Source organism: Crateriforma conspicua, assembly GCF_007752935.1.
Lineage (GTDB): Bacteria > Planctomycetota > Planctomycetia > Pirellulales > Pirellulaceae > Crateriforma > Crateriforma conspicua.
Genome location: NZ_CP036319.1, coordinates 3964425 through 3988371, shown reverse-complemented (window position 1 = coordinate 3988371; position 23947 = coordinate 3964425). Strand labels below are relative to the sequence as shown.

Annotated in this window: 15 protein-coding genes; 6 read left to right on the top strand and 9 right to left on the bottom strand. The window is 58.4% G+C overall.

All coding sequences use genetic code 11. The features are described from left to right. Positions 1 to 156 precede the first annotated feature (156 nt). The 5 genes from Mal65_RS14690 to Mal65_RS14670 form a co-directional block, all read right to left on the bottom strand. A complete protein-coding gene (locus Mal65_RS14690; RefSeq protein WP_145299003.1) occupies positions 157 to 2043 on the bottom strand; it encodes a sulfatase-like hydrolase/transferase in 1887 nt (628 codons plus the stop codon). Positions 2044 to 3322: 1279 nt separating this feature from the next. After that, positions 3323 to 5032, bottom strand: coding sequence for a tRNA wybutosine-synthesizing protein 4 beta-propeller domain-containing protein (locus Mal65_RS14685; protein WP_145299000.1), 1710 nt, complete (start codon positions 5030 to 5032; stop codon positions 3323 to 3325). Between the two features lie 52 nt (positions 5033 to 5084). Further along, the gene (locus tag Mal65_RS14680; RefSeq protein WP_145298996.1) at positions 5085 to 5510 is read right to left on the bottom strand and encodes a hydroxyisourate hydrolase; all 426 of its coding nucleotides are present in this window, start codon (positions 5508 to 5510) and stop codon (positions 5085 to 5087) included. Continuing rightward, the gene (locus tag Mal65_RS14675; protein ID WP_165701283.1) at positions 5504 to 6517 is read right to left on the bottom strand and encodes a DUF1559 family PulG-like putative transporter; all 1014 of its coding nucleotides are present in this window, start codon (positions 6515 to 6517) and stop codon (positions 5504 to 5506) included. The genes Mal65_RS14680 and Mal65_RS14675 overlap by 7 nt, the downstream gene beginning before the upstream one ends. A 52-nt stretch (positions 6518 to 6569) precedes the next feature. Beyond that, entirely contained in the window at positions 6570 to 7067 is a 498-nt protein-coding gene (locus Mal65_RS14670; RefSeq protein ID WP_165701282.1) for a PEP-CTERM sorting domain-containing protein, read from the bottom strand. Positions 7068 to 7707: 640 nt separating this feature from the next. Between Mal65_RS14670 and Mal65_RS14665 the strand changes: the two genes are divergently transcribed. Together Mal65_RS14665 and Mal65_RS14660 are read left to right on the top strand one after the other, a co-directional pair. Beyond that, positions 7708 to 9066 carry a BamB-related PQQ repeat family beta-propellar protein gene (locus tag Mal65_RS14665; protein ID WP_145298987.1) on the top strand — a complete coding sequence of 453 codons (1359 nt, stop codon included), beginning with the start codon at positions 7708 to 7710 and terminating at the stop codon, positions 9064 to 9066. A gap of 45 nt (positions 9067 to 9111) precedes the next feature. Then, positions 9112 to 9795 carry a nitroreductase family protein gene (locus Mal65_RS14660; protein WP_145298984.1) on the top strand — a complete coding sequence of 228 codons (684 nt, stop codon included), beginning with the start codon at positions 9112 to 9114 and terminating at the stop codon, positions 9793 to 9795. A gap of 147 nt (positions 9796 to 9942) precedes the next feature. Here the strand turns inward: Mal65_RS14660 and Mal65_RS14655 are convergent, their stop codons facing one another. After that, positions 9943 to 10776 carry an ABC transporter ATP-binding protein gene (locus Mal65_RS14655; RefSeq protein ID WP_231131140.1) on the bottom strand — a complete coding sequence of 278 codons (834 nt, stop codon included), beginning with the start codon at positions 10774 to 10776 and terminating at the stop codon, positions 9943 to 9945. Positions 10777 to 11458: 682 nt separating this feature from the next. Here Mal65_RS14655 and Mal65_RS14650 point away from each other — a divergent pair. Next, positions 11459 to 14365, top strand: a complete 2907-nt coding sequence (locus Mal65_RS14650; protein WP_231131139.1) for an ABC transporter permease — start codon at positions 11459 to 11461, stop codon at positions 14363 to 14365. A gap of 149 nt (positions 14366 to 14514) precedes the next feature. Further along, entirely contained in the window at positions 14515 to 18813 is a 4299-nt protein-coding gene (locus Mal65_RS14645; RefSeq protein ID WP_145298980.1) for a sulfatase-like hydrolase/transferase, read from the top strand. A gap of 57 nt (positions 18814 to 18870) precedes the next feature. Here Mal65_RS14645 and Mal65_RS14640 read toward each other — a convergent pair whose 3' ends face one another. Further along, the gene (locus Mal65_RS14640) at positions 18871 to 19119 is read right to left on the bottom strand and encodes a (2Fe-2S)-binding protein (RefSeq protein WP_145298978.1); all 249 of its coding nucleotides are present in this window, start codon (positions 19117 to 19119) and stop codon (positions 18871 to 18873) included. A gap of 50 nt (positions 19120 to 19169) precedes the next feature. Next, complete coding sequence (locus Mal65_RS14635; protein ID WP_145298975.1) at positions 19170 to 20351, bottom strand: M20/M25/M40 family metallo-hydrolase; 1182 nt, start codon at positions 20349 to 20351, stop codon at positions 19170 to 19172. A gap of 174 nt (positions 20352 to 20525) precedes the next feature. Here Mal65_RS14635 and rlmN point away from each other — a divergent pair, with 174 nt between their 5' ends. Next, positions 20526 to 21602 carry a dual-specificity RNA methyltransferase RlmN gene (gene rlmN, locus Mal65_RS14630; RefSeq protein WP_196784177.1) on the top strand — a complete coding sequence of 359 codons (1077 nt, stop codon included), beginning with the start codon at positions 20526 to 20528 and terminating at the stop codon, positions 21600 to 21602. Positions 21603 to 21656: 54 nt separating this feature from the next. Here the strand turns inward: rlmN and Mal65_RS14625 are convergent, their stop codons facing one another. Continuing rightward, positions 21657 to 22529, bottom strand: coding sequence for a hypothetical protein (locus Mal65_RS14625; RefSeq protein WP_145298970.1), 873 nt, complete (start codon positions 22527 to 22529; stop codon positions 21657 to 21659). A gap of 260 nt (positions 22530 to 22789) precedes the next feature. Between Mal65_RS14625 and ychF the strand changes: the two genes are divergently transcribed. Next, complete coding sequence (ychF, locus tag Mal65_RS14620; RefSeq protein WP_145298967.1) at positions 22790 to 23881, top strand: redox-regulated ATPase YchF; 1092 nt, start codon at positions 22790 to 22792, stop codon at positions 23879 to 23881. Positions 23882 to 23947: the final 66 nt, after the last annotated feature.

The window sequence follows — 23947 nt, the reverse complement described above, 5'->3', positions numbered from 1 at the left end:
CTTTGCCCGAAAATGCCGGGATTGTAGATCAGTCGCGTTCCAAGCGGGACCATCGTTTCTCGCTGCATCCGGCCGACATTTTCACCGGCAAATCAGCCACCGAACGTTGAATGTGCCGAGCCACACCGATGGTGCACAACAAACACCCCGCCCCGTTCATTTGACCGTGTTGTTGGTGCCTTCCAGTTCGTTGAGTGCACGATTGATGACGCGAACGCGGTACTTGCCTTCGGAGTTGAACCCGGGCGTGTATTGCAGACCTTGCCGCATGGCATCGATGACGGGTCGAGCTTGTTCGTCGATCTCGTCCAAGACGATCGCCGCGTGCAAGCGTTCCCACTGCTGTCCCGTCGTCATCTCATCGATCAGCACACCCAACGCTTGTTCCGGCGTGCCCATCCGGCAAAGCGCCCGCGCCGCAGCGGTGCGAACCGCCGACGAATCGTCATGCAACATCTTTTGCATCTGCTGCATCGCCGACCCCTTGGCCGAATCCGCCATGTTGCCGATGCCAACCGCCGCCCAGTAGCGCACGGCGCTGTCGCTGTCATCGGTTGCCGCGATCAAATTGGGCAACGCCGACGGCCCTGATGACGCCAACACGGCCGTGTCGGCGATTCGAGACACCGTTTGTTCTTGCCCCGGTTGCCGAAGGATCGCGTACTCGTTGCCCAGCCGTTCTCGCCGTTCGATGATGATCGGCTCGGGAATCAATCCGATATCCCGAGTCTGCTTGACCCAGCGAAGGTGCGCATCGCGCATACGTTTCAGCTGGTCAGCAAATGCGGGATCATCCGCCAGATTGTTGACTTGATGGGGGTCGGCGACACAGTCGTACAATTCTTCGACCGGCTTGGTGGACGCGAACAAAGCCTCTGCTTCAGCCGGCAATTCTCCCGCTTCGTGAAGTCGTCGAAGCTCGCGCATCGTCGCGCCCTTCTCCGGCGTGTTCATGTACTGGTAATAGGTCTTCAGCGGCTCGTAATTCCGAATGTATCGGAACCGTTTGTCACGTACCGTTCGGATGATGTCGTAGCGTTCATCCATGCGATCACGTCCGCCGTAGACATATTCGCGTGGCGTTTGGGCACCGTCACCCAGAAAAGGTTGCCCTTGAACATGGGTTGGGATTTCAACGCCTGCAAGCCGCAGCACGGTGGGGCCAAAGTCGATCGAACTGACCAGCCGATCGGTTGTCGTTCCAGGCAGGCCTTCGCCAGAGCCACGAAACTTGGATGGGATGCGAATCACCAGTGGAATGTGCGTTCCGGAATCGTAAAGCCATCGTTTGGCCCGCGGTAATCCGACACCATGGTCCGACCAAAACATGATGATTGTGTTTTCGTACAGGCCGTCTTTCTTCAACTGATCCAACAAGTCACCGGCCCAGTGATCCATCGCCGTGATCAGTTCGTAGTTGCGTTTCCAGTCTTCGCGAACGATCGGCGTGTCGGGACAGTAGGGCGGAAGCGTCAACGCGTCGGCGTCTTGACGCTCCGAAGGGGCCAACACTTCAGTCACGGACTTGTACTTCTCCGAACTTGCGATTCCCGACTCGTGGCAACCGCCGAAATTGAAGACCGAAAAGAACGGCTGGGACTTGTCCGGACGTTTGCGCCAATGGGCTTTGCCGGATGAGTCGTCCCAGGTGTCTTTGGGATGGTCGAACTGGTAGTCCGTTTTGGAATTGTTCGTGCAGTAATATCCCGCACCACGTAGATAGACCGGAAACGGTTTGATGTCGTCGGGCAACTTTGCCGTGCACCGCATATGGTGCGTCCCGAGGGTCGTTTGATACATGCCGGTGATGATCCCGCTGCGGCACGGCGCGCACACTCCCGCGGTGGTGAACGCATGGGAAAACCGCACACTTTCCTTCGCCAACTGATCGATGTTCGGCGTGATGGCATTCGGGTCGCCGTAACATCCCAGGTGCGGGCTGATGTCTTCGCAGGATAGCCAAAGAATGTTCGGGCGGTCTTGGTCCGCGGTGACGTGTGCTGACGCCAGTCCGACTAGACACGCGAAGATCAGAAGTCTCATGTGTGTGTTTCGCAATTGGTTTGAACGATATTTTGCCACGTTTGCTGCCCGCGACATCATAGGCGATGCATTGCCATCGTGGTTTCAGGATTGGAATGCGGCCTTCACTGATCAGTGACCTGCCGCTGACTTGTGAGCCGCATGGCGCTAGCCGCGGGTTTTGTAGCGTCATGTTTGGATTCGTTGCCAACCGGACCGGCGGCTAGCGCCTTGCCGCTAATTCGTGAGCCGCATGGCGCTCGCCGCGGGTTTTGTAGCGTCATGTTTGGATTCGTTGCCAACCGGACCGGCGGCTAGCGCCTTGCCGCTAATTCGTGAGCTGCACGGCGCTAGCCGCGGGTTTTGTAGCGTCATGTTTGGATTCGTTGCCCATCGAACCGGCGGCTAGCGCCTTGCCGCTGATTGGTGAGCCGCACGGCGCTCGCCGCGGGTTTTGTAGCGTCATGTATCGATTCGTTGCCAATCGAACCGGCGGCTAGCGCCTTGCCGCTGATTGGTGAGCCGCATGGCGCTCGCCGCGGGTTTTGTAGCGTCATGTATCGATTCGTTGCCCATCGAACCGGCGGCTAGCGCCTTGCCGCTGATTGGTGAGCCGCATGGCGCTCGCCGCGGGTTGGGTAGCGTCATGTTTTGACTCGTTGCCAATCGGACCGGCGGCTAGCGCCTTGCCGCTGATTGGTGAGCCGCATGGCGCTCGCCGCGGGTTGGGTAGCGTCATGTTTTGATTCGTTGCCAACCGGACCGCCGGCTAGCGCCTTGCCGCTGATTGGTGAGCCGTACGGCGCTAGACGCGGGTTTTGTAGCGTCATGTTTGGATTCGTTGCCAACCGGACCGGCGGCTAGCGCCTTGCCGCTGATTGGTGAGCCGCATGGCGCTAGCCGCGGGTTCGAGACGTTTCGCCAACACAGCCCGACGCTAGGGTCTTTGCCTCAGGACTGACGGAAGAACGCTACTTTCGGCGGAGCGAAAGGCGACGATGTCGGCCGCACGGCGCTAGCCGCGGGTTGGGTGGCGTCATGTTTTGACTCGTTGCCAACCGAGCCGGCGGCTAGCGCCTTGCCGCTGACTTGTGAGCCGCATGCCGCTAGCCGCGTGTATGGACCGTATCCAGCCGGCGACTCGTCGATTCATCAAGGGCTACAACGGTTTTTTGAGCGAAGGCAACCCGGCCACAGGATTTCAAAGGGCTTTCACCGCGCCAATGAAACGACGCGACGAAACGGTCGTCCAATGGGTTTTGAAACGCTGAAGCCTTGCCACTTTGCTGCCGCCCGGATGTCAGTTTTGCGGCTGGACGTCGACCAAAGCAATGTCGGTGAACTTGCCGATCTCCATGTTGGCTCCGCCGATCATTAGCATGCGGTGATCGTCCAGCGGCAACATGCGATGAAAGAATCTTGCCGGATCGATCTTGGCGACGGTTGTCCATTCGGCTTCGCCGCTTCCCAGTCGATGCAAAAATCCGTCCATCGTGCTGACATACAGGTGATCGCCACAGGCAAAGGCAGACGCGCCGAATCCGGCCATTCCGGTTCCCGGCATCGAAGGGCCTTCGGTCCATGTGTCGGATGACGGATCATAGATATCGGTACGAGTCGTCGGTCCACCTACGGACTTCATCCCGCCGATCGCGTAAATCTTTCCGTCGAACGCAGCCACCGCCAACGCGCGACGCTTGAACGGGGGCGAAGCGATCGGTTGCCAAGCAGGCTGGTCGGCGTTTAGGTCCATTTTCCAAGCCGTTTCGTGCCAGACGCCGTTATCGCTTTCACCGTCCAGTTTCCATCCGCCAATCACATAGATCGTGTCGCCCAAAATGGCGGCGTCGGTGGAGGATCGTGGTTCGGGCAGCGCCGGCAGATCGGTCCAACTGCCAGAATCCGCGTCGAAGTGACGGACGAAGGTTTGCGACTTCAAATTCCGGTCTTCGCCTTTTTCGTTCATCGCCGTGAACCCGCCGATACGGATCACCCCGTTCTTGTAGGGCACCATGGCTAGACCTTGCAGACGATGGTCGGTGCAAACCTGTTGCCATTTGGATTGTTCACCCTTTTCCAGGTCCAGGCACCACAGACGGTTGGATTGTTCTTCGTTCGAATACGAGTGGGCTTCGCCGGTGTGGCCGCCGTAGACAAACAGTTTCGATCCACTGATGGCGGCACCGAAGCTGGTCAGTTCTTCGGGCAGTTCATCCAAGCCTGAATCGTTGATGTTCACTTTGCTAGTTGCATCGACGGTCGGGCGCTGCGGGGTGGGTTTTGCATCGTCATTGTCGCTCGAATGAACGAAGGTTGAAGTCAGGTAGTCGGCGGTGTCGGTGTAGGCCGTGCCGTCCAATTCGCCTTCGACATCGGATTGTTGAACGCCGACCAGGACGGCATTCAATCCGGACGACAGTGATGATGCTTTGAACGTTGCGATTCCCACGCTGTCGGTGGTGGCCGATGCGTTCTCGGTCCCCTCCGCGTCGTACAGTTTGACTTCCACGTCGGCGGTCGGTTTGCCGTCTTGCAAAACGGTCACCAAAACACCGCCGGACGGTCCGGGAACGATCACGGTTTGCAGTGGTGAATCGGCTCGCGGAGCGGTCGGCCACTTCGTCGCGTCATCGGGGACCAAGTGTTCGACGTGATAGGTCAGCCGTGTGCCGTGGTAAAGGCCATAGGTCACACTGCCGAACACTTCGCCCGTTTCACCCAAGGTGCCGTCGCTTTTCAAACCGACCAAGTCGTCGGTATCCACCGGGGCGGTGGCGATGGCTTCGGTGGACGTCCCTTTGTCCCATTTCAATTCGATGCCCGCGACCGCATCGGGCAGATGGTAGGTCCGGTCGGCGGGAGATTCACCGAACCAAAAGACTGCGTGACCTTCGTCGTCGGATGCCAACCATGACATATGCCCGTGACAAATCGATGGCGTTGTGACGGTCAGAGACGACAGAAATGCAATGGCGGCGAAAGACCGGCCGCTGGAAACGATACGACGCATGGATGGATATCTGGCAAGGAAGGAAAAATGGTGTGGGATCAAATTTGGTGAATCACCGGATCGCTATCTCATATTCGGAACTGTTTTCCTGGTCGGACTTCAGTTCCCAGATTTCATTGCTTTGCGAATCAAATTTCGCGGGAATCACCGATCCCTCCGGCGGAAACTTGGATCGCTGTTCTTCGGGTGCCGCCTGGCGAAACTCGGGTGGCAGCAGGCTGAAACGAACGCGGTATTGGCCGGCGGTCAGTCCCGCGCCCGGGCCAAATTCGAAGCGGCCGTCAAAGACCAGTGCGGTGGCTTTGGGGCCTTCGGTTGGCGGCACCGGTTGCAAGGTGATGACGACACCGGAGACCGGTTTTCCTTTGGCCGTGACTTCGCCGGCCGCGGTCAGTCCCGTCGGTTGTGATTCACAACCCGGCGTGGCAATGACCAGCAGACCGATAACGGCCGCAGCGATGGCGTGTCGACTTACCATGGCGACGGCTCGATCACTTCACCGTCACGGCGATTGGCCAAACGGTCCAGCGCGACGGAGTCGACCGATTCGCTAAGGAATCGCACGCTGCCGTCGGACAGGGCAAAGTGCGCACCACCAGGGTGTTGGCTGCGGAAGCATTCCCATGAATGGAAATCAAAGATCGGCACTTTGGTCCCGTTGAAGATCCCGCGAACCGTTCCGGTCGAACTGTAGGGATAGCTGACGGCCCACTGCGCGGCGCTCGAACCGCCGCCGCCCGGGTAAGGGAATGGCAGGTCCGAATCGTCGCGTTCTTGCAAGCCGAATTCGCCCATCAACAAGGTGTTGGATGTGCCGTCCAGTCCGCTGATGTCGCCGATGCTGGTCCAGTGCAAACGGGCTTGTGATTCAGACACTCCGGCTCGAACCCGTTCGCCGTAAAACACGTTCATCGCGTCGACAAAGGCACCGTTGTGTGACTGGTTCCGATAGTATTCCGTTCCGGTCGATAGAGCGTAACTGGAATAACCGCTGTCTTCTTCGGGAACAGGCATCGACGGGCATAGGTGGATCGACGGTGTCTGCTTGACCAATTCGTCGTTGGGTGCGTCCCAGGCCGTTTTGGAGAGATCCAAGCGGTCATACATGCCGCCTTGTTCGTGAAACGGCAGCAGCGCCGCCCAACCGCTCAGCCCGGCCTGATTGACGGGTTGTCCGTTGGATTGACCGACCGTAACGCCGATCACAGTGGGGGGGATTTTGCGATACACGTCGTTGTACATGTGCGTCGCCAGGGCCAGTTGTTTCAAATTGTTCTGGCACGACATTCGGCGTGCGGCTTCGCGCGCCGATTGCACGGCGGGCAAGAGCAATGAAACAAGAATGCCGATGATCGCGATCACCACTAGCAGTTCGACCAGGGTGAATCCGGTGGCGAAAGTCCGTTGTCGTCCTGCTGTTTTTCGCAATGGCAATTCTGATCGATCGGTCGCCACGACGCATCGAGTTTTTGTCAATGTGGTCACCGTCATCCTTCTTTCCCCCAAAGGTTTACACGGTCAATGTTCAACGACAGGCTTAAGAACGCTTCGCTTCGACGGATGATTTGCGCCGCCGCAACCAGCGGACTCCGCCACCACAGGTCAAAGCCAACATGGTTCCCACCGATGCCGGTTCGGGAACCGCTGTGACCGATGCCGGCGTGACGAATGCGGTGTCACTGGCGAAGGCGTCGATGCGGACCGCTTCAAGGGACATATGAGGTCCGAGTGAGTTGAAAGCCAACGAATAGTCGTCCAGCGGCGAAGCAGCGATATCCCAGATCGCCATATAGTCGCTCTGCAGCGTTGGCCCACCGAATGAAGTCACCGTTCGTGAATCTGCGATTCCGCTGACACTGGCCGTTTGCCCGTTCAGTAGCAGCGAACTGAGATCAAGACCGGTTCCAGATGCTTGAATCTGAGCGACAACACGCGTTTGCGTCCCGGAAAGATTTGTGGTTTTCACATCCGTAGAGATCTCGGTGGCCGCGGAAAACGAGTAGATGGCACTGGTGCTGGTCACGAACCCGGTCATCGAATGCTCAGTGAGTCCGCTGGACTGTGATGATGCCGTGGAGCTCGTCGGAGAAAACGGACCCGTGATTGCTCCGGCTGGGGCGAAGCCGGCCCATTCTGCGAAAGCAGCACCTAGATCGGAATCATCCCAGCCGAACCGTTCATCGCCAGCGGTCGGAACGACAAGGGCACCGCTGGATTTGGATGCCGCGGATGCAAGTACGAGCACTGCCACAGCGCACGGCAACACCGCGCGCGTCAAAGTCAAATTCATAGCCTCAGCCTGTGTAGAAATCTCTTCTGGTTTTCGAAAAACAAAACCGTCGGCAAGTTGGCTGGCTGAGGCCGTCAATTGCGGTGTGGCTGGCTAGAGCACCGGCGGTTGATGCGACTGATTCTCAATAAAGACAGCTCTCTTGAGAAGTGGTTCAAAGCGAATTTTTGCAAAATTTGATGTGTTAATCTGTGCGCTATCGCGGACGGGAAAACACGGGGATTTTCGCTGATTTGTCGATCCCGTCGCCGTTCCGATCCGCTTTCCAGTCGATGCCAAGCCCTCGCGATGGATCCGCTGGACGGCATGCGTTGCCCCCGTAAACTTCACGCCTCGCTCTAACGCCAATTCAAGTTTTTTCCTTCAATCCGCTGTGCGTTTTTTGATGTCTTTGTCTTTCCATCGATGTTTGATCGCCGTGCTTGCGACTCTGGCTTTGCGACGGTGTTTGTTTTGCCTTGGCTTGATCATTTCGCTTGGGAATGTTTGCAGTGTTGCTTTTGTCGTCGGCCAGACACCTCATGCTCCGCGATTCCAATCCAGCAACATCGCGGTCGTCGATGACGATCTGCCGACGACTTGGTCGCCCGAGTCTGGCATCGTCTGGACCGCCGAGATTGAAGGCTATGGCCAGTCGACGCCGATCGTTGCGCACGATCAGATCGTGGTGACGTCCACCAGCGGTGACATGAAAGACAACTATCACGTCACGGCATTTAATTCCGCTGACGGCAGTCGTCTGTGGCAAGTCGACGTGGCCAATCCGTCGCCGTTCAAGAACACGCCGATGGTCAGTCGGGCCGCACCCACCGCGGTCGCCACCGACGAAGGATTCGTTGCCTTCTTCGAAGGCGGCGTGTTGATCGGCATCGATACCGATGGTGGCAAAACATGGCAGCGCGACTTGGTGGCGGAATACGGTCCGATCACGGCACGTCACGGTTTGTCATCCTCTTTGGAAGTGGATCAGCAACGGGTCTACGTTTGGGTGGAACGATCAGAGGAGCCGTATGTGTTGGCGATCGAACCCTCGACAGGCGAAACGATTTGGAAGTCACCTGGCATTGGTGCGACCGCATGGGCGTCGCCTCGTTTGATCGATGTCGGCGATACACAACATCTGGTGTGCAGCGCGATCGGAACCATCGTTGGATTGGACCCCGCGACCGGCGAACGACTGTGGCATTTCGACCAGATCGATAACAACAGTTCATGCACGCCGATTCCTGCCGGCAACGGTCGGTTTGTCATCGGGGCATCCGATGGACGCGATGCCGGCAGTGCGGGCCAGGCGGCGGCCAGCAACGGGTTGATTGAAATCACTTGTGATGGCGATCAGTACCAAGTCGACTATCGCTGGCGTGCAAAGAAGGCCACGTGCACCTTCGGAAGCCCCGTCGTGGTCGGCGATACCGCGGCTTTCGTGAATCGTGCCGGCGTGCTGTATCGGCTGGACCTAGAGACCGGGCAACAAGTCAGCGTCGACCGGACAGCGGCCGGTGGCGTTTGGGCGACGCCATTGGCAACGAAGCAGCATCTGTATCTATTCGGCTACAAAGGCACGACGGTGGTCATCGATTTGGCCGACGGAGAGACGGTCGCCGAAAACCGCGTTTGGAACGCCGAAAATGCCGAGAGCAGCCTCGGTGGCCACAAGATTTATGCCGCCGTTGCGATCGATTCGACGTTGGTCTTGCGACGTGGCGACAAGTTGTATGCGATCGCCGACATTGACCAGCCGTGATCTTGATTCAGCCGTCTTTGTTGCCCACTGGAATGAAGTTTATTTATGAATTCACGCCCTGTTTCTGATCCGCTGACGACCGTCCGTGAGGTCTTGATGCGTCGTCGCACCGAGAAGATTCTCGGTGACGTGGATGCTCCGGTGCAAACGCCTGATAACCAACGGACGCAGTTCGATGCGGTGGTGCGAAAGTGTGTTTTGGATGCGGGGTGGGCGCCGTTTCACTTCGTCCGCGGCATTGATGACTTGGCCGAACCTTGGCGGGCTCACATCCTGTGGCAGGATCAAGCTCAAGCTTTGGGCAAGGTACTGAAACACCAGCACGGTGACGCGACCAAGGTTCCGCCACTGTTGTGTGGATGCGGCGCGGTCGTGCTGGTGACTTGGTTGCCCGAATGCGATCCGCTTGCGCTGCAGAATGGCGACTGCGCATCGATCCAGAAATCCGCGGCCCGCGACGAAGAACACTTGGCGGCGACCGGCGCGATGGTCCAGAACCTGTTGCTGTTGTTGACCGCGGCGGGGATGGGGACGTACTGGTCCAGCGGCGGGAACTTAGGCAAGCCGGTGGTGTTCGACCTGCTGGGCATTCCCGCGTCGGAACGATTGATCGCCGCCGTGTTTGTCGACTATGCCGATACTCAGGGCGAAGTCACCAAGAAGCCTGGAGCGCACCGCGACAAACGCGGCAGCGATTGGATCCGTGAGGTGTCGCTGCAGGGCGACTGACGGTTGGTCAATTGCGTCCAAGCGTCGCCCGAGTTAACTTCCGAACCGTGGCGGGTCCAACCTGCATGCCAAGCTTCGGCAGGGAATCGCCCGGCCATGGGTCAGCAGCGGTGATTTAGGGGCCGATTGAAACGCATCGCTGGATCATCATGTCAATGACGTCGTCACATCATCCTGGGGCTGCGTCGTCGACCTTTCGGCGTCGACGGTCGTTTGATACTCGATCGCCAACGACTGGGGATTCGGGTGATCTTTCGTAGCGATCTGGTGAATGATCTGACCGTCCTTGAGCACGATCACCAGGTCGGACCAGATGGCCACCGCCGGTTCGTGGGTGACCATCACAATTGTTCGGCCTTGGGTATCGCACAGCGTTCGCAACGTTTGGCAGATGGATTGGCCGGTCTTCGAGTCCAGATTGCCGGTCGGTTCATCGGCCAGCAAAATGGCCGGATCCGCGATCAAGCCGCGAGCGATCGCGACGCGTTGTTGTTCGCCGCCGCTGAGTGCGTCGGGGCGGTGGTCCAAGCGATCGGCGATGCCCAACGTTTCGGCCAATTCACGCAAACGGTCCTCCGTGTTGTCCGCCTTTCCGGATGCCATCAGTGGCAACAGGATGTTGTCGGCCGCCGAGAGGGACGGAACCAAGTTTAACGCCTGAAATACCAAGCCGATTCGACTGCGCCGGAAACGCGTCAGTTCGATATCCGATGACTGAGACAGGTCGTCGCCGTCGATGATGACCGAACCACGGGTGGGACGGGTCAGGCCGGCCATCAAGTGCAGCAGGGTACTTTTGCCGGACCCGCTGGCGCCCATCACCGAAACGAAGGCGCCATCGGGAATGGTCAAATCCACTTGGGATAGCGCTTGAACCATCGTTCCACCCTGTTGGTAGGTCTTGTCGACCGACCTCAGTTCACAAGCCCTCAAGCCGGGAGCCGTGGAATCAGATGAACAAGGCGTTGTGGATTCATTCACTGTTGGGGCAATCCTAGATGATCGGATTCAAAGTTGATGCGACATTTCGTCAATGAACGTCGTGTCACCGATGATGGAACACTCATTGGGGGAACGTTGGTTTCACCCGCGTTTGCGTTCGCTTCCATCTGTTTGCATCTGGTGTACCGAAATCGAAATGTTCCACCCTGGTTTGTGTCCAGCGTCGACGCGACTTGACGGCACGCGCCCATCGTTGGGTCGCCCAATGCGCCGTTTTGGAACGTTACGAAGATCAGAAAACGCGGACGTGTAAGGGAATCGGCTTCGTCCAGTGGGGATGCGTCGTTGGAAGTTGGTTAGCGTCATTGCGAGGGTGCTGTGGTCGTCATCGGTGGGATGGTGACGGAAACATCAGTTCACACGAAATGTCTTTGCTTGGCGGCATGCGGCGGTTGATTCGTCATTGCCGATGGAATTACCACCGCTGCGATACGCATGAGACCCCGATATCGGAATCGCTTGAAAGCCAATGGCGGCATCATTCGGGCGTCAAACAGCAAACGGTCCTTTGGGGGCAAACATTTGTGTGATCATGGTCCAGGGTTTGCCTTTGCTGACGTTCCGCCCTCGCGATGGCGTCGACCGTTCATAACGCTTGGAAGATTGCCCGACCGACGCTGGTGGCAGAACAACGATTCACCCCGTTTGAAAAACGACTGCAATGATGCATCACTGGAAACTGATTCGAAAGCTTGTTGTCGCGCCGATGCGCCGGCGTCCCGGGCGGGCGATCATCACATTGATCGGCGTGATCGCGTCGACTTGTGCCGTGGTCTGGATGGTCAGTGGATACGACGCGTTGGTGTCAAAGTTGGACGAGAACGCGGACAAGTACATGGGGCAGTTTGATTTCTTGCTGGTTCCCCAAGGCCGTCCCGGCAGCCATCCGGAGATGGGAGGCGCATTGATCACGGATCTGCAATCCGATCCCGGTGTGATGGTGGCCAATGTGATTGATCAAAGTCGAGTGACCGTGGCTACGACACATTCCGATTCGGACGAACCGTCGGCGTTGGGATTGTTGGTGGGCGACCGCCCGCCGGTTTTTGGGGCCCCGCCACTGGATCCGACTTTGGTCAGTACGGCCGCGGTTGAACCGCCTGCGGAGATGGTCCAAGGACAGTGGCTGACTGAATCAGGCGATTCGGACGTGGCGGTGATCAGCCGGAAGGCGGCCGAGCGTTTAGGGGTGAATCTGGGCGATACGCTGAAGCTGACGTCCATCGCCAATGCGGTCATGGTGAAAGTTGTGGGAGTGGTCGAACAACCCAGTGATGCGCCGTCCTTGGGCGGGCGTGGTGGCGGACCGGGCGGCGGCCGTTCTGGCGGCGGCCGTTCTGGGGCGAACGGACGCGGCGGGGCTGATACCAATGACCTTGGTCCGTCTCCATCGAACATCAGCGTTCCCGGCAGCTTCGTCACCGGTGTCGCGGTCGACGCGGTTTACGTTCGACCACCGCTGGCCGAACGCATCAATGGTTACAAGCCCAAGGCATCTTTGGTGCAACTTGCGCTACGGGATACTGTGTCACCATCGGAGTTTCGGCGGGCTTGGCACAAACGTCTTTCATCCGCGAAGCCTCCGGTGCAACTGGTCGATCTTTCCGACGTGCAACGCGGGCTGGAATCAACACGGACGGTGCGTGGCCAACGGGCACAGGCTTGGGCCGCGACCGGCATGGCGGCGGTGGCGGCGGTGTTCATCATTTTTACGACGCTAAGCATGGGAGTCAGCGAGCGATCCCGCGAGTTTGCGATGCTGCGCGCGATCGGGCTGAGCCGTTTGCAGGTTGCCGGTGTGATCGCGGGGGAAAGTCTGATTCTGGCGTCGGTCGGTTGGGTCGCCGGCCTGGCGGCGGGGGCAGCCATGGTGATGTTGGGAAGCCGCATTTTTCCAGGGCTGTTTGAAGCTGGGGCGGTCCTGGGAACGACGACCGTGGTGCTGAGTGGGGTGGCCGTAATGACTGGCGCATTGGCCGCAGCGGTCGTGCCGGCATGGCGTGCCATGCGGATTTCGCCGATGGATGCGATGGTCGACCGCTTGGCGCACCCGCGGCCGGCGATTTGGGCAACCATCGCGATGTTCGGTGTGGCTCTGATCTTGCTGGCACCCGTTTTGGTCTTTTGGGTGTCCTTGCCGCCAGAGACGCGTTTGTCTGCGTACACCTTGATCGCGTATCCCGCATTGATGCTAGGCATGTTGGCTATCACGCCGTACGCCGTGATCCTTTGTGATCGTTGGGTGACGCCGGTGATCGCAAGAATCGTGGGCTTGAATCCGCGAATGATGCAGCGAGTTGTGACGAATCATTTGTGGCGTTCGATCGGTGCGGCTTTGGCGTTGTCGGTCGGACTTGCCCTTTACACGTCGACGCAAACGTGGGGGTATTCAATGTTGCAACCGTTCCTGCCGGGCGACTGGATGCCCGATGCGTTTGTGGCCTTTCATCCGGTCGGCTTGAATCAACAGCAGGCATCGGAGCTTCCACAAATCCCCGGGGTTCAAGCCGACGCGTTCTTGCCGGTCGCCATCGAGCAGGCAAAGTTCGACTGGGGCGATCAACCGCCACAGTTGTTGCGCCAAGACAACGCGATCGTCTGTGGCGTTGATCCGATGCGGGCATTCACCGGCGCTGATCCCATGTTGAAGATGCGGTTCATCGAAGGGGATGCCGTCTCCGCGGCCGATGCAATCTCACGCGGCGGAAGTTGTCTTATTTCAAGCGACTTTCAAATGATGGCCGGCTGTGGCGTCGGCGATACGGTGCGTCTGATTCCGCCTCAGGGCGATGGCGAAGTGGTCGAGTATCAAATCGCCGGTGTCGTGACGCTTCCTGGTTGGCATTGGTTCACAAAGTTTTCGGGAGTCCGGCGTCATTTTGTTCGGACTTCAACGATGGTGTTTGCGAATCAGGCGGACGTTCAGAACGATTTTCGTCTCGGGCCGATCGAGTACTTCTGGTTCAACTTTGATTCTGCGGCATCGGAAGACGCTGTCGAAAGCGAACTGCAATCGTTGGCGGAGCGGAACGCGGGCTTTGCCTTCAATGATGAACAGTATGGGACCGTCACCGCCTATCGTCCCTTTGCGCGGTTGACGACAACGGATCGCGTTTTGAAATCGATTCGCTTGCGGGCTGACGAGATGATTTGGGGGCTCAGTTGGATGCCGTTGCTGACGTTGGCGATCATGTCGTTGGCGATCGTCAACACAATGGTGGCGTCGGTCCGCGCACGCACGTGGGAATTTGGAGTGATGCGTTCGGTGGGGCTTTCGCGATGGCAACTGGTGCGAATGATCTTTTGCGAATCTGTCTTGATCGGCTTGATCGCTTGCGGGTTGAGTTTGATGTTCGGTTTGATCGCCGGATGGTGCGGCGTCGGAATGGCTTTGTACGGAGGATCATTTTTTGCGGGCCCGCCGGAGTTCATCATTCCGTGGTCGCAACTGGCGTTTGGCTTCGCGGTTACGGTTGGGCTTTGCGCATTGGCGGCGCTTTGGCCAGCCTATGAAGCGGGGCGTGCCGAACCGCTGGATCTGTTACGGGCCGGGCGGGCGGCGGTGTAGATCGAGGCTATCGTCAAAGCAGCGGCGAATACCGGGCACGATGACTTGTCGGTGCGTTGAATTGTCATTCGGCAGCGACGCCACAAAGCTGGCATACTATGGCGATTGTCTTGCCGAGTTCTGCCCCAGCGAATCCCGCCAGCTGCCCGATGAAATTTTCAAAAACCGATCGATCCGGCGCCCCAACGATTGCGACCGTGTGGCTGCTGTCGTCGGTCTTGTTGAGTTCTGTTGCCGTGCCTCCCGCCACGGCCGTTTCCGCGGAGGAGCAACCGCCGAACATCTTGTTCATCTTGACCGACGACCAGCGTTGGGATTGTTGGTCGGCGGCAGGCAACGAGCAAATCGCCACGCCCAACTTGGACCGCATCGTCAAACGGGGAACACGATTCACCAATGCGTTTGTGACGTTGGCAATCTGTTCGCCCAGTCGCGCCGCGTGTCTGACCGGACGTTACGGCAGTGTCAATGGCGTGACCAGGGTCGGCACTGCGAAGATTCGCGACGGCCAGCCCACGTTCGCGAAGGTTCTGGGCGACGCAGGCTATTGCACCGGTGTCACCGGGAAGTGGCATCTGAAGAATTCGCCGACCGATTGCGGGTTCCAATTTGCGGCGACCTGTTGGTCCAACGGGACTTGGTACGACCGGCAGTTTTCAATCAACGGTAAGAATCAAGTGATGCCGGGCTTCGTTGACGACGTGACCGCCGATCTGTCGATTGAGTTCATGCAGGATTGTACAAAGCGTCAAAAACCATTCGTCTTGTGGATGAATACACAAGTGCCGCATATGGACCATCAATTTCGATGGCCTGTCCAAGATGAGTTTTTGACACGTCGCGACGTCGCCGAGATGCCTTTACCCGCGACATGGGACGACGACCTGGATGGAAAGCCAGCGTACCTTTGGAAGTCACGCAGTCGGACACAGGCTTTGTCGTACGGCTATGACGACCCGGACCGAATCCGGTCACATCATCGGGACTATTATGCCGCGGTCGAGCAAATGGACCGCTCGGTGGGACGCGTCTTGGATGAATTGGAATCTTCGTCGTCGACGCGACCGACCTGGGTCATTTTCATGGGCGATAACGGTTGGATGCTGGGTGAACACGGGATGACAAGCAAGGTTTTGCCGTATGAAGAATCGATGCGTGTTCCGATGGCCATTTCTGGTCCAAACACCGGTGCAACCACTTGTGACGCGCTGGTATTGAACATCGATTTGACCGCCACGATTTATGCGCTGGCCGGGATTGAATCCCCGCCTTGGTTGCACGGTCGCAGTTTGTTGCCCCTGATCCAGGGGGAGACTGTCGATGATTGGCGGACCAGCATTTTGTACGAAGCCCCCACGCCACAGTTGGGCAGTCGGCCGTTGTGGGCGGTTCGCGACGAACGGTGGAAATACGTCGAAACAGTCTTGGACGATTCGACAACCTTTGCGGAGTTGTATGACTTGCAAAAGGATCCGAATGAGACCAGTAACTTGGCGTTCAATGATCAGCAACAAGGACGTTTCGAGAGGTTCGCCAAAGAACTGATGAACCATCGGCAGGCCCTTGCCCTGACGTCGACGGAACAACCGGATGCGACGACGTCGCCAGAATCCAATGATCCAAACAGCCGCCCCACACAGCATCAACAGCCCGTTCGAACTGACATCCACATCAGTGGCGTCTATCCGCACCTGACGACCTACGGCATTTACAGTCAGAACGGCGCCCACCGGTTGCCGGGACACAACGAATGTGGCATCGGTGCGGTGGTGCCTTGGGCGGGCAAATTGTGGATGGTCAACTACGCGCCTCATATGCCGCGAGGCAGCGAACACAAGCTGTATTCGGTGGACGCAGACCTGACCGAGCCGATGACCGTGCACTCGGAAAGCGTCGGGGGAACTCCGGCGGGCCGGATGATTCATGCGGAGTCGCAGCAGTTATTGATCGCGCATTATGCGATCGACCGCGAGGGGAAGGTGCGCGCCATTTCACCCAAGCAGATGCCGATCCGTGTGACCGCGATTTCACGCCATCTGACCGATCCGGCCAACATGGTTTACTACATCGACATGGAAGGTTCGATTTGGGAAGCCAACGTGCATACGCTGGACGTGAAGCGACTTTTCAAGAAGCCTGTTCCCGGATGGCATGGCAAGGGCGGCTATACATCGCAGGGACGATTGGTCGTGTCCAACAATGGCGAATTGCACGTCGGGAATTATGACGATGTGTTGGTCGGTGGGCCGGCAAAGTCCGATGAAGAACGCGGTGTGTTGGCCGAGTGGGATAGGAAACAATGGCGGATCGTTGAAAGACGCCAATACACCGAAGTCACTGGGCCGCCCGGAATCGCCGGGGGCAGCGACGGCAACGAACCGGTCTGGGCCATCGGTTGGGATCGCCGTAGTTTGCGTCTAAAGGTTTTGACCGACGGGCAATGGTCGACGTACTTATTGCCGAAAGCGGCGTATTGCAACGACGCCAGCCACGGCTGGTATACGGAATGGCCCAGGATTCGCCAGATCGGCGGTGGCCGTTGGATGATGGACATGCATGGCATGTTCTTTGACTTTCCGCCCACGTTTTCGGCGAACAACACGGCGGGCATTCATCCGATTGCCAGCCATTTGCGTTATGTCCCTGACTTTTGTGACTTCAACGGTCAATTGGTTTTGGCCAGTGACGAAACCAGCATCCAGGGCAACCCACTTGCCGGGCAGCCGCAGAGCAATTTGTGGTTCGGAAAGTACGAAGATTTGTCTGCTTGGGGCCCGGCGACGGCGTACGGTGGGCCGTGGGTGGAAGACGAAGTCATGGCGATGGTTCCGTCCGATCCCTTCCTGGTCGCTGGATTTGATGACCGATGCTTGCACCTGAGCGTAGGAAAAAAGAAGCGGACGATCCCGCCAATGACTCGTGCCAGCGACCAGCAGGCTATTCACGATTTGCCGTCGAAGCTTGCCGGCTTGACCCGGATCGCCATCCCACGTGGCGACTGGCATCGCCCTGCCCCGGGCTTTCGGTTTGAAGTTGACGTTCCGGTGACCGTCTATTTGGTTGTCGATCAACGTGGAAACCCAACGCTTGCTGATTCATGGCAGGCGACACCGATGTCGCTGCGTTGGGGCAAAGGTTTCACGGACAAGGTGTACCGCCGCAGTTTTCCCGCCGGTGTCGTCTCAATCCCTGCAAACGCCAGCGAACACAAGCCGGGCAATTTTGGGATGCCACACTTGGCTTTCGTTGCTGCCAATGACGGTTCGATCGTGCAGGCCCGGCCTTTGGATACGGCCATCGCAACGGTGCCACAATCGGCGGTTCAGCAAGACAATGATCCGACACCCGTGACTTTCACTTTGGAAGTGGATCGCGGTGGTCTTGGACAATGGGAACGTTTCGATTCGGTCACGGTTCCCGCCGACGGCTATCTGCCCTACTTGTTCCCCGAGAATTTTGACGCACAGTGGTTGCGGCTGACGGTGGACCGAGACTGCGTGGCCACCGCGTTTTTGCATCAGGTCGATGCGTCGTCGCATGATGGCCAGGCAAAGGATGCGCAACAGTTGTTCGCAGGGTTAGCGGATATCGCTGACGAAGATGCATCAGTGACACGAGTCTATCCGGCGAAGCGAAATCGAAACCTGCGAGTGATCACCGAAGGCGACCGCTTCTTCGAATTCACCAAAGCGGGATTTGAATTTCAAGCGGATTCACCGGACCCGCGTCTACAGCGTTTGTTGGATGTTGAACCAGAAGCGTCGGTCGACCGTGCATCGGTGGTCGTGCATTACCGAGGCAAGACGTATCGATTGCCCAAGGGGGATTCGGCGTTTGATCGCACGATGCTTGATCCGGCGTGTCGCATGATGCGGGAAGTGGAATCCGAACGGCACTTGGCAAACCTGCATGGCACCTTTTATGAACTGCCCTTGGTGACCAATGGTGCGCCGCCGGCGTGGAATCGGATCCGTCCGGTTGCCAGCCATCGCAAATGGATTTCCGACTTTTGTTCTTGGAATGGCTTGCTGGTGTTGGCGGGCTTGTCGCCGGATGCCATCGACGATTCGCACGTCTTCTTGGATGCGGATCGGTCCGTCGGATTGTGGTTTGGTGGCGTGGACGATCTTTGGCAATTAGGCAAACCGGTCGGACACGGTGGCCCCTGGTACGAATCCACCGTCGCCGCCGACGTGGCTTCGGATGCTTACTTGATGACTGGATATGACCAAAAGACGATGACCCTGTCGCACGAGCATCAAAGTGATGTGACGTTCACGGTCCAGGTCGATGTGGATGGCACCGATTTGTGGGTGGATTATGACCGTTTGACTTGCCCCGCCAACCAAGAAATCACCCATCGTTTTCCAGATCGGTTTTCCGCGTGTTGGGTGCGTTTGATTTCCGACACGGATACGAAGGCGACGGCACAGCTGGTCTACGAATGAGATGCGTCTGGGATAAGCCATCGGTGATTGTGGCCGTCGCAGGGGTGCACCGATACTTTATGGCGTGTCGTTCTTGTCGCGGATATGTCGGCGTCGGCCAGATTGGTAGGCGCTGGAATCGGGCAAATCGGAGTCGGTTTGTTCCATCAGCCTTTCCAAGAACGGGCGACACCATCCGCATCCGGTTCCAGCGGAATAGCACTGCGACAGTTGGCTGAGCCGTTTGGGTTTTTCCACTCGGATGAATTGAACGATCTTTCGTCGTGTGACTTGAAAGCACAGACAGACCATGTCGTCGTCATTCATGGCGGCGAATCTACCCAAACGTGGTGGACCTAGGAAACGATCGATTCCAATCAATACTTGCCGGTGATCAGTCCGGTGGCGATCCGGCAGGCATCCAAGTAGTCGGGGATATTCAAACGTTCGTCGATCGTATGGATATTGCATTGGCCACAGCCCATGGTGACCGATTCGATCCCGTGGATGAACAACCAGTTTGCGTCCAAGCCCCCGCCGGCGACTTCGATATAAGGTGTTCGTCCCAGGTCGCGGACCGCAGCGTCGGCCGCCGTGATTGACGGATGATCTTCGGGCAACCGGAACGCTTCGTAGTCGACGTGCGAATCGAATTTCAGCTGGCCGCACTGGCCGGCCTCGGTGCAAACATTGGCGACTGCGTTTTCAAATGCTTGACGAATTTCCGCGACGATTGCCATCCGCATGTTGGCGTCATGGCTGCGGGCTTCGGCACGTAGGGTCAATTGAGGCGTGACCACGTTGGTCGCTTCGCCCCCGTTGATGACACCCACGTTGGAAGTTCCCACACCCTGGTCTTTGACGACTTTGCCCAGCCAACCACGTTGGTGCAAATCCGCGATCGCAAGGGACGCCATCGTGATAGCGCTGGCTCCCTTTTCTGGGGCCACACCGGCATGGGAAGCGACACCGGTGATTTCGATCTCCAAGCGCTCGCCGCCGATCGCACCGTTGGTCAGCTTGTCGACCGAACCACCGTCGAAGTTGAACGCGCGGTCGACTTTGCCGATCAGGTCCTTGTCCAAGTGACGTGCGCCCTCCAAGCCGACTTCTTCTTGAATAAAGAACGCGATGACGGCGGGGGGCAGATCGACTCGCCCGCAATTCAAGCGTTCGATGGCCGCGGTTAAAATCGCCGCGCACCCGGAGCGATCGTCGGCGCCCAAGCCGGTGGGCGTTTCGCTGGTCATTTCATCGCCCTGGCGAACCGGTTGGCTGCCGACACAGATCGGAACGGTGTCCATGTGAGCCGAAAGCATCGTGGTCGGCCCCGAACCGGTGCCCGGCAGGTGGACGATCAAATTCCCACAGTTACCGGGGATGCGGGTCCGCTGGTTCGCGTCGTCGAATGCGATTTGTTGCCCGTCCAGCCCCGCGTTTAGCAAAGCCTGGACGATCTGTTGAGCGACCATTTTTTCGTCGCCGCTTTTTCCAGGGATCTTGGTCAATTCGACGAAACGATCCAAGGCGGCGTCAGCGTTCATCAGCGTGGGGCTCATTGTTGGGTGGCTTGGGGGAAACGAAATGCCATTTTGCCGGTCGCAACGCGATGTTGCGTCAGGTGGTGGCCAGAAAACTTCGCCGGCTTCGTCGCGGTTGGGCTTGGTGGGCGTCGCAAAGTCTTCGATGATGGGCAGTCTAACACCATCTTTGGACCAACAGAATTGACCACCGTGCTTCCCACCGTCACCCCGCCCACCCAGACCAGCGTGTCCAAGCGGCACCTGCTGGATTTGACCGACGCCGATCTGGCCGAGTGGATGAAGCAGCAGGGGCAACCCAAGTTTCGCGTCGGCCAAGTCTGGTCTTGGGTGTTCCAGCGTCGTGCGGATTCGTTCCAGATGATGAGCAATTTGCCGGCGGCGTTGCGTCAGCGGTTGGAAGAAGACTTTGTCATCTTTCAAGCCGATGAAGCTGCGTGTCAAACCAGTTCCGACGGTACGGAAAAGCTATTGGTGCGATTGTCCGGTGGCGGCGAAGTTGAATGCGTGTTGTTGCGTGACGGAATTCGCCGCAGCATCTGTGTCAGCAGCCAAGTCGGATGTGCGATGGGGTGCGTGTTCTGTGCCAGCGGTTTGGATGGAGTGGAACGCAATCTGACCCGCGGTGAAATCCTGGAACAGATGCTGCGTTTGCAATCACGCCTGCCGGAGGATGAACGCCTGAGCCATATCGTGATGATGGGGATGGGCGAACCGCTGGCAAACCTGAACAACGTGTTGGCGGCATTGGATGTCGCGAAAGCGGAAAAGGGGCTGGGGATCAGCCCGCGACGGATCACGATCAGCACGGTCGGATTGCCCCCGGCCATCGATCGTTTGGCGGCTGCCGACGTGCCGTTCAATCTGGCGGTTAGCTTGCACGCGCCCAACGAAGCGTTGCGAAACGAATTGGTGCCGGTCAATCGAAAGGTCGGCATGGACGCGGTGCTGCAAGCGGCCGATCGATACTTTGCCGCCAATGGTCGACGCTTGACTTTTGAATACGTCTTGTTGGGCGGCGTGAACGACGACGAAACCTGCGCGCGACAACTGGTCAAGTTGTTGAAGTCGCGAAACGTGATGCTGAACGTGATTCCGTACAACCCGGTTGCGGGCTTGCCGTATCTGGAGCCGACCAAGACGGCGATCGCCAAGTTTCGCCAGATCTTGGAACAAGGCGGCGTGACCGTGAAGTTTCGTCAACGCAAGGGCGGCGAAATCGATGCCGCGTGCGGTCAACTGCGTCGAAATCGACAGACCGCCGGCTAAGCGTTCGCTTCACGTCGTCGACGTGGCGGTCTGGTGGTCGATTCTTTTGTCGGCCTACGGTTGTCGGATCCAGTGGCGTTCACGTTCGGGGTTGTTGGGTCGGTTCGACGCGCCTGCGGCCGACGACTTTGACGTTGCAAAGGGTGACGCGGCCAGGGCGTCGCCGGGTGATCCGCTCAGGCTGGGGATCGGCGTTGAGGGGGCGACGGGGGTTTGCCCCATCTGCATCGTCATCGCATCTCGAAAGGTCGCCCCGGCGTTTGCCGATACATTGCCGGAGGGCATCGGAGCACCGGAAACCGTCGGGCGCAACTGTGTCGCCGCGGTTCGGCCTTGGACACCGGTCGCTTCGGCAGCCGGGGCATGCGGGCGGGCTGAATCAACTCGGTTCATGTTGCCCTGCGTGATGTCGTCGCCGGCTGCATCGGTCCCGACGCCGGCCAACGATCCACCAAACGGCATGCGGGGCGGTGCATCGACCGGTCGCTGGGTTTGCCCCTGGGTGTTCTGGGCGGGCGGCTGGGCGTACTTGGCGACCGCGTCGAATCGTTGGCGCATCGTTTCGGTGGGTTGGACCGGGACGGCCAGGTCCTCGTACGTCAGCGGTAAGTTCATCGGCGGACGGCGTACCGACGGCCCGGGAGGGGGCGGCGGCGGATCGTAGGCGACCAGATCGGTCAGCGACTTCAAATCATCGCTTGCCGCCGGGCTGGCCGGTTCCAAGCGAGGGCTGGGGCCAGCGAAAAGGTCGCTCGATTCACCGAACAGATGGCCGGTTTCGCCAAACAGATGGCTCTGCGATGCCGTCGGACCGGTGGCCCTGGCGGGTGGCTGAGTCGGCTGGGACGACTTTTGGTGAAGGCGGAAAGGCAATGCCGCCAAGACGCCGCCGACGCAAATGACGACGGCAAGATTCAAGACTCGCACGGACGAAACCTGCAACGAAGGTGGGGTGGCGTCGTCCGTGATGGGTCAAGCGAGCTTCATGCTCATCGATCTGCATCGGCACCGTCAGAAGCTAGGCATCAATGAAAATTCAAAGATTTTCCAAAATTCGACTCCGCCCACGTTCTTTGCCGATGCCCTTCGACGAAAACCATTCGGACTGATAGATTTTTCCGCTCCGACGCCCAGGCGTCCGTTTCGCTTTTTCCCGTCCCTTCACCCGTTGCCCCGTCCAGATCCACATGGAAGCCGGAATCGTTGGCTTGCCGAACGTCGGCAAAAGCACGCTGTTCAATGCTTTGACGCTGTCCAAGGCCGCGCAAAGCGAAAACTATCCGTTCTGCACGATCGAACCCAACGAAGGGATCGTCAGCGTGCCGGACCAGCGTTTGGACCGGATCACCAAGTACATCGTGCCGCAAAAGTTGATTCCCGCGACGTTGAAGCTGGTGGATATCGCGGGCATCGTCAAAGGTGCCAGCGAAGGCGAAGGGTTGGGCAATAAGTTCCTGAGCCACATCCGCGAAGTCGACGCGATTTTGCAGGTCGTCCGCTGTTTCGAAGACCCCGATGTCACCCACGTCGCCGGGTCGGTGGATCCGCTGGCCGACATCGACACGATCGAAACCGAATTGATGCTGGCCGATTTGCAGTCGCTGGAAAACGCGTTGGGCAAAGCCCAGCGGACCGCACGCAGCGGCGACAAGGAAGCGAAACTGCGCGTCACGGTGATCGAAAAATGCAGCGAACATTTGAACGAGGGCAAGCCGCTGCGATTGCTGAATTTGAATGAAGCCGAAACCGCCGCGATTTCCAGTTTCGGATTGCTGACGGCCAAACCCATCCTGTTCGTCGCGAACGTGGATGAGACTGACTTGGACGGCAAAAACCCGCTGGTCGACAAAGTCCGCCAGCATGCCGACAAAGTCGGTGCCGACGTTGCCTGCGTGTGTGCGAAGCTGGAGGCGGAGATCGCGGAACTGGATGAAGAAGACCGCGAAGAAATGTTGACCGATGTCGGGCTGGCCGAACCGGCGCTGAACCAAATCGCCCGAGCTGCCTATCACACGCTGGGTTTGCAGAGTTACTTCACCGCCGGCGAAAAGGAAGTCCGTGCTTGGCCGGTACCCATCGGTGCGACCGCGCCGCAAGCGGCGGGGGTGATTCACAGTGATTTCGAGCGTGGGTTCATTCGCGCCGAAGTCTATTCACTTGCTGACCTGGAAGAACACGGCGGTGAAAAAGAAATTCGACAGGCCGGTAAACTACGCGTGGAAGGCAAAAGTTACGTGATGCAGGACGGCGATATCTGTCATTTCCTGTTCAACGTCTGACCCACCGCGGTACGGACGGCATCGCTTTCGATCAAACTCTGTTCCGCCCCTGACCCGATCAAATAT

Coding starts and splice junctions, on each gene's coding strand:
- Mal65_RS14690 (WP_145299003.1), bottom strand. CDS start 2,043: ATGAGACTTCTGATCTTCGCGTGTCTAGTCGGACTGGCGTCAGCACAC.
- Mal65_RS14685 (WP_145299000.1), bottom strand. CDS start 5,032: ATGCGTCGTATCGTTTCCAGCGGCCGGTCTTTCGCCGCCATTGCATTT.
- Mal65_RS14680 (WP_145298996.1), bottom strand. CDS start 5,510: ATGGTAAGTCGACACGCCATCGCTGCGGCCGTTATCGGTCTGCTGGTC.
- Mal65_RS14670 (WP_165701282.1), bottom strand. CDS start 7,067: ATGACCGGGTTCGTGACCAGCACCAGTGCCATCTACTCGTTTTCCGCG.
- Mal65_RS14665 (WP_145298987.1), top strand. CDS start 7,708: ATGTCTTTGTCTTTCCATCGATGTTTGATCGCCGTGCTTGCGACTCTG.
- Mal65_RS14660 (WP_145298984.1), top strand. CDS start 9,112: ATGAATTCACGCCCTGTTTCTGATCCGCTGACGACCGTCCGTGAGGTC.
- Mal65_RS14650 (WP_231131139.1), top strand. CDS start 11,459: ATGATGCATCACTGGAAACTGATTCGAAAGCTTGTTGTCGCGCCGATG.
- Mal65_RS14645 (WP_145298980.1), top strand. CDS start 14,515: ATGAAATTTTCAAAAACCGATCGATCCGGCGCCCCAACGATTGCGACC.
- Mal65_RS14640 (WP_145298978.1), bottom strand. CDS start 19,119: ATGAATGACGACGACATGGTCTGTCTGTGCTTTCAAGTCACACGACGA.
- Mal65_RS14635 (WP_145298975.1), bottom strand. CDS start 20,351: ATGAGCCCCACGCTGATGAACGCTGACGCCGCCTTGGATCGTTTCGTC.
- ychF (WP_145298967.1), top strand. CDS start 22,790: ATGGAAGCCGGAATCGTTGGCTTGCCGAACGTCGGCAAAAGCACGCTG.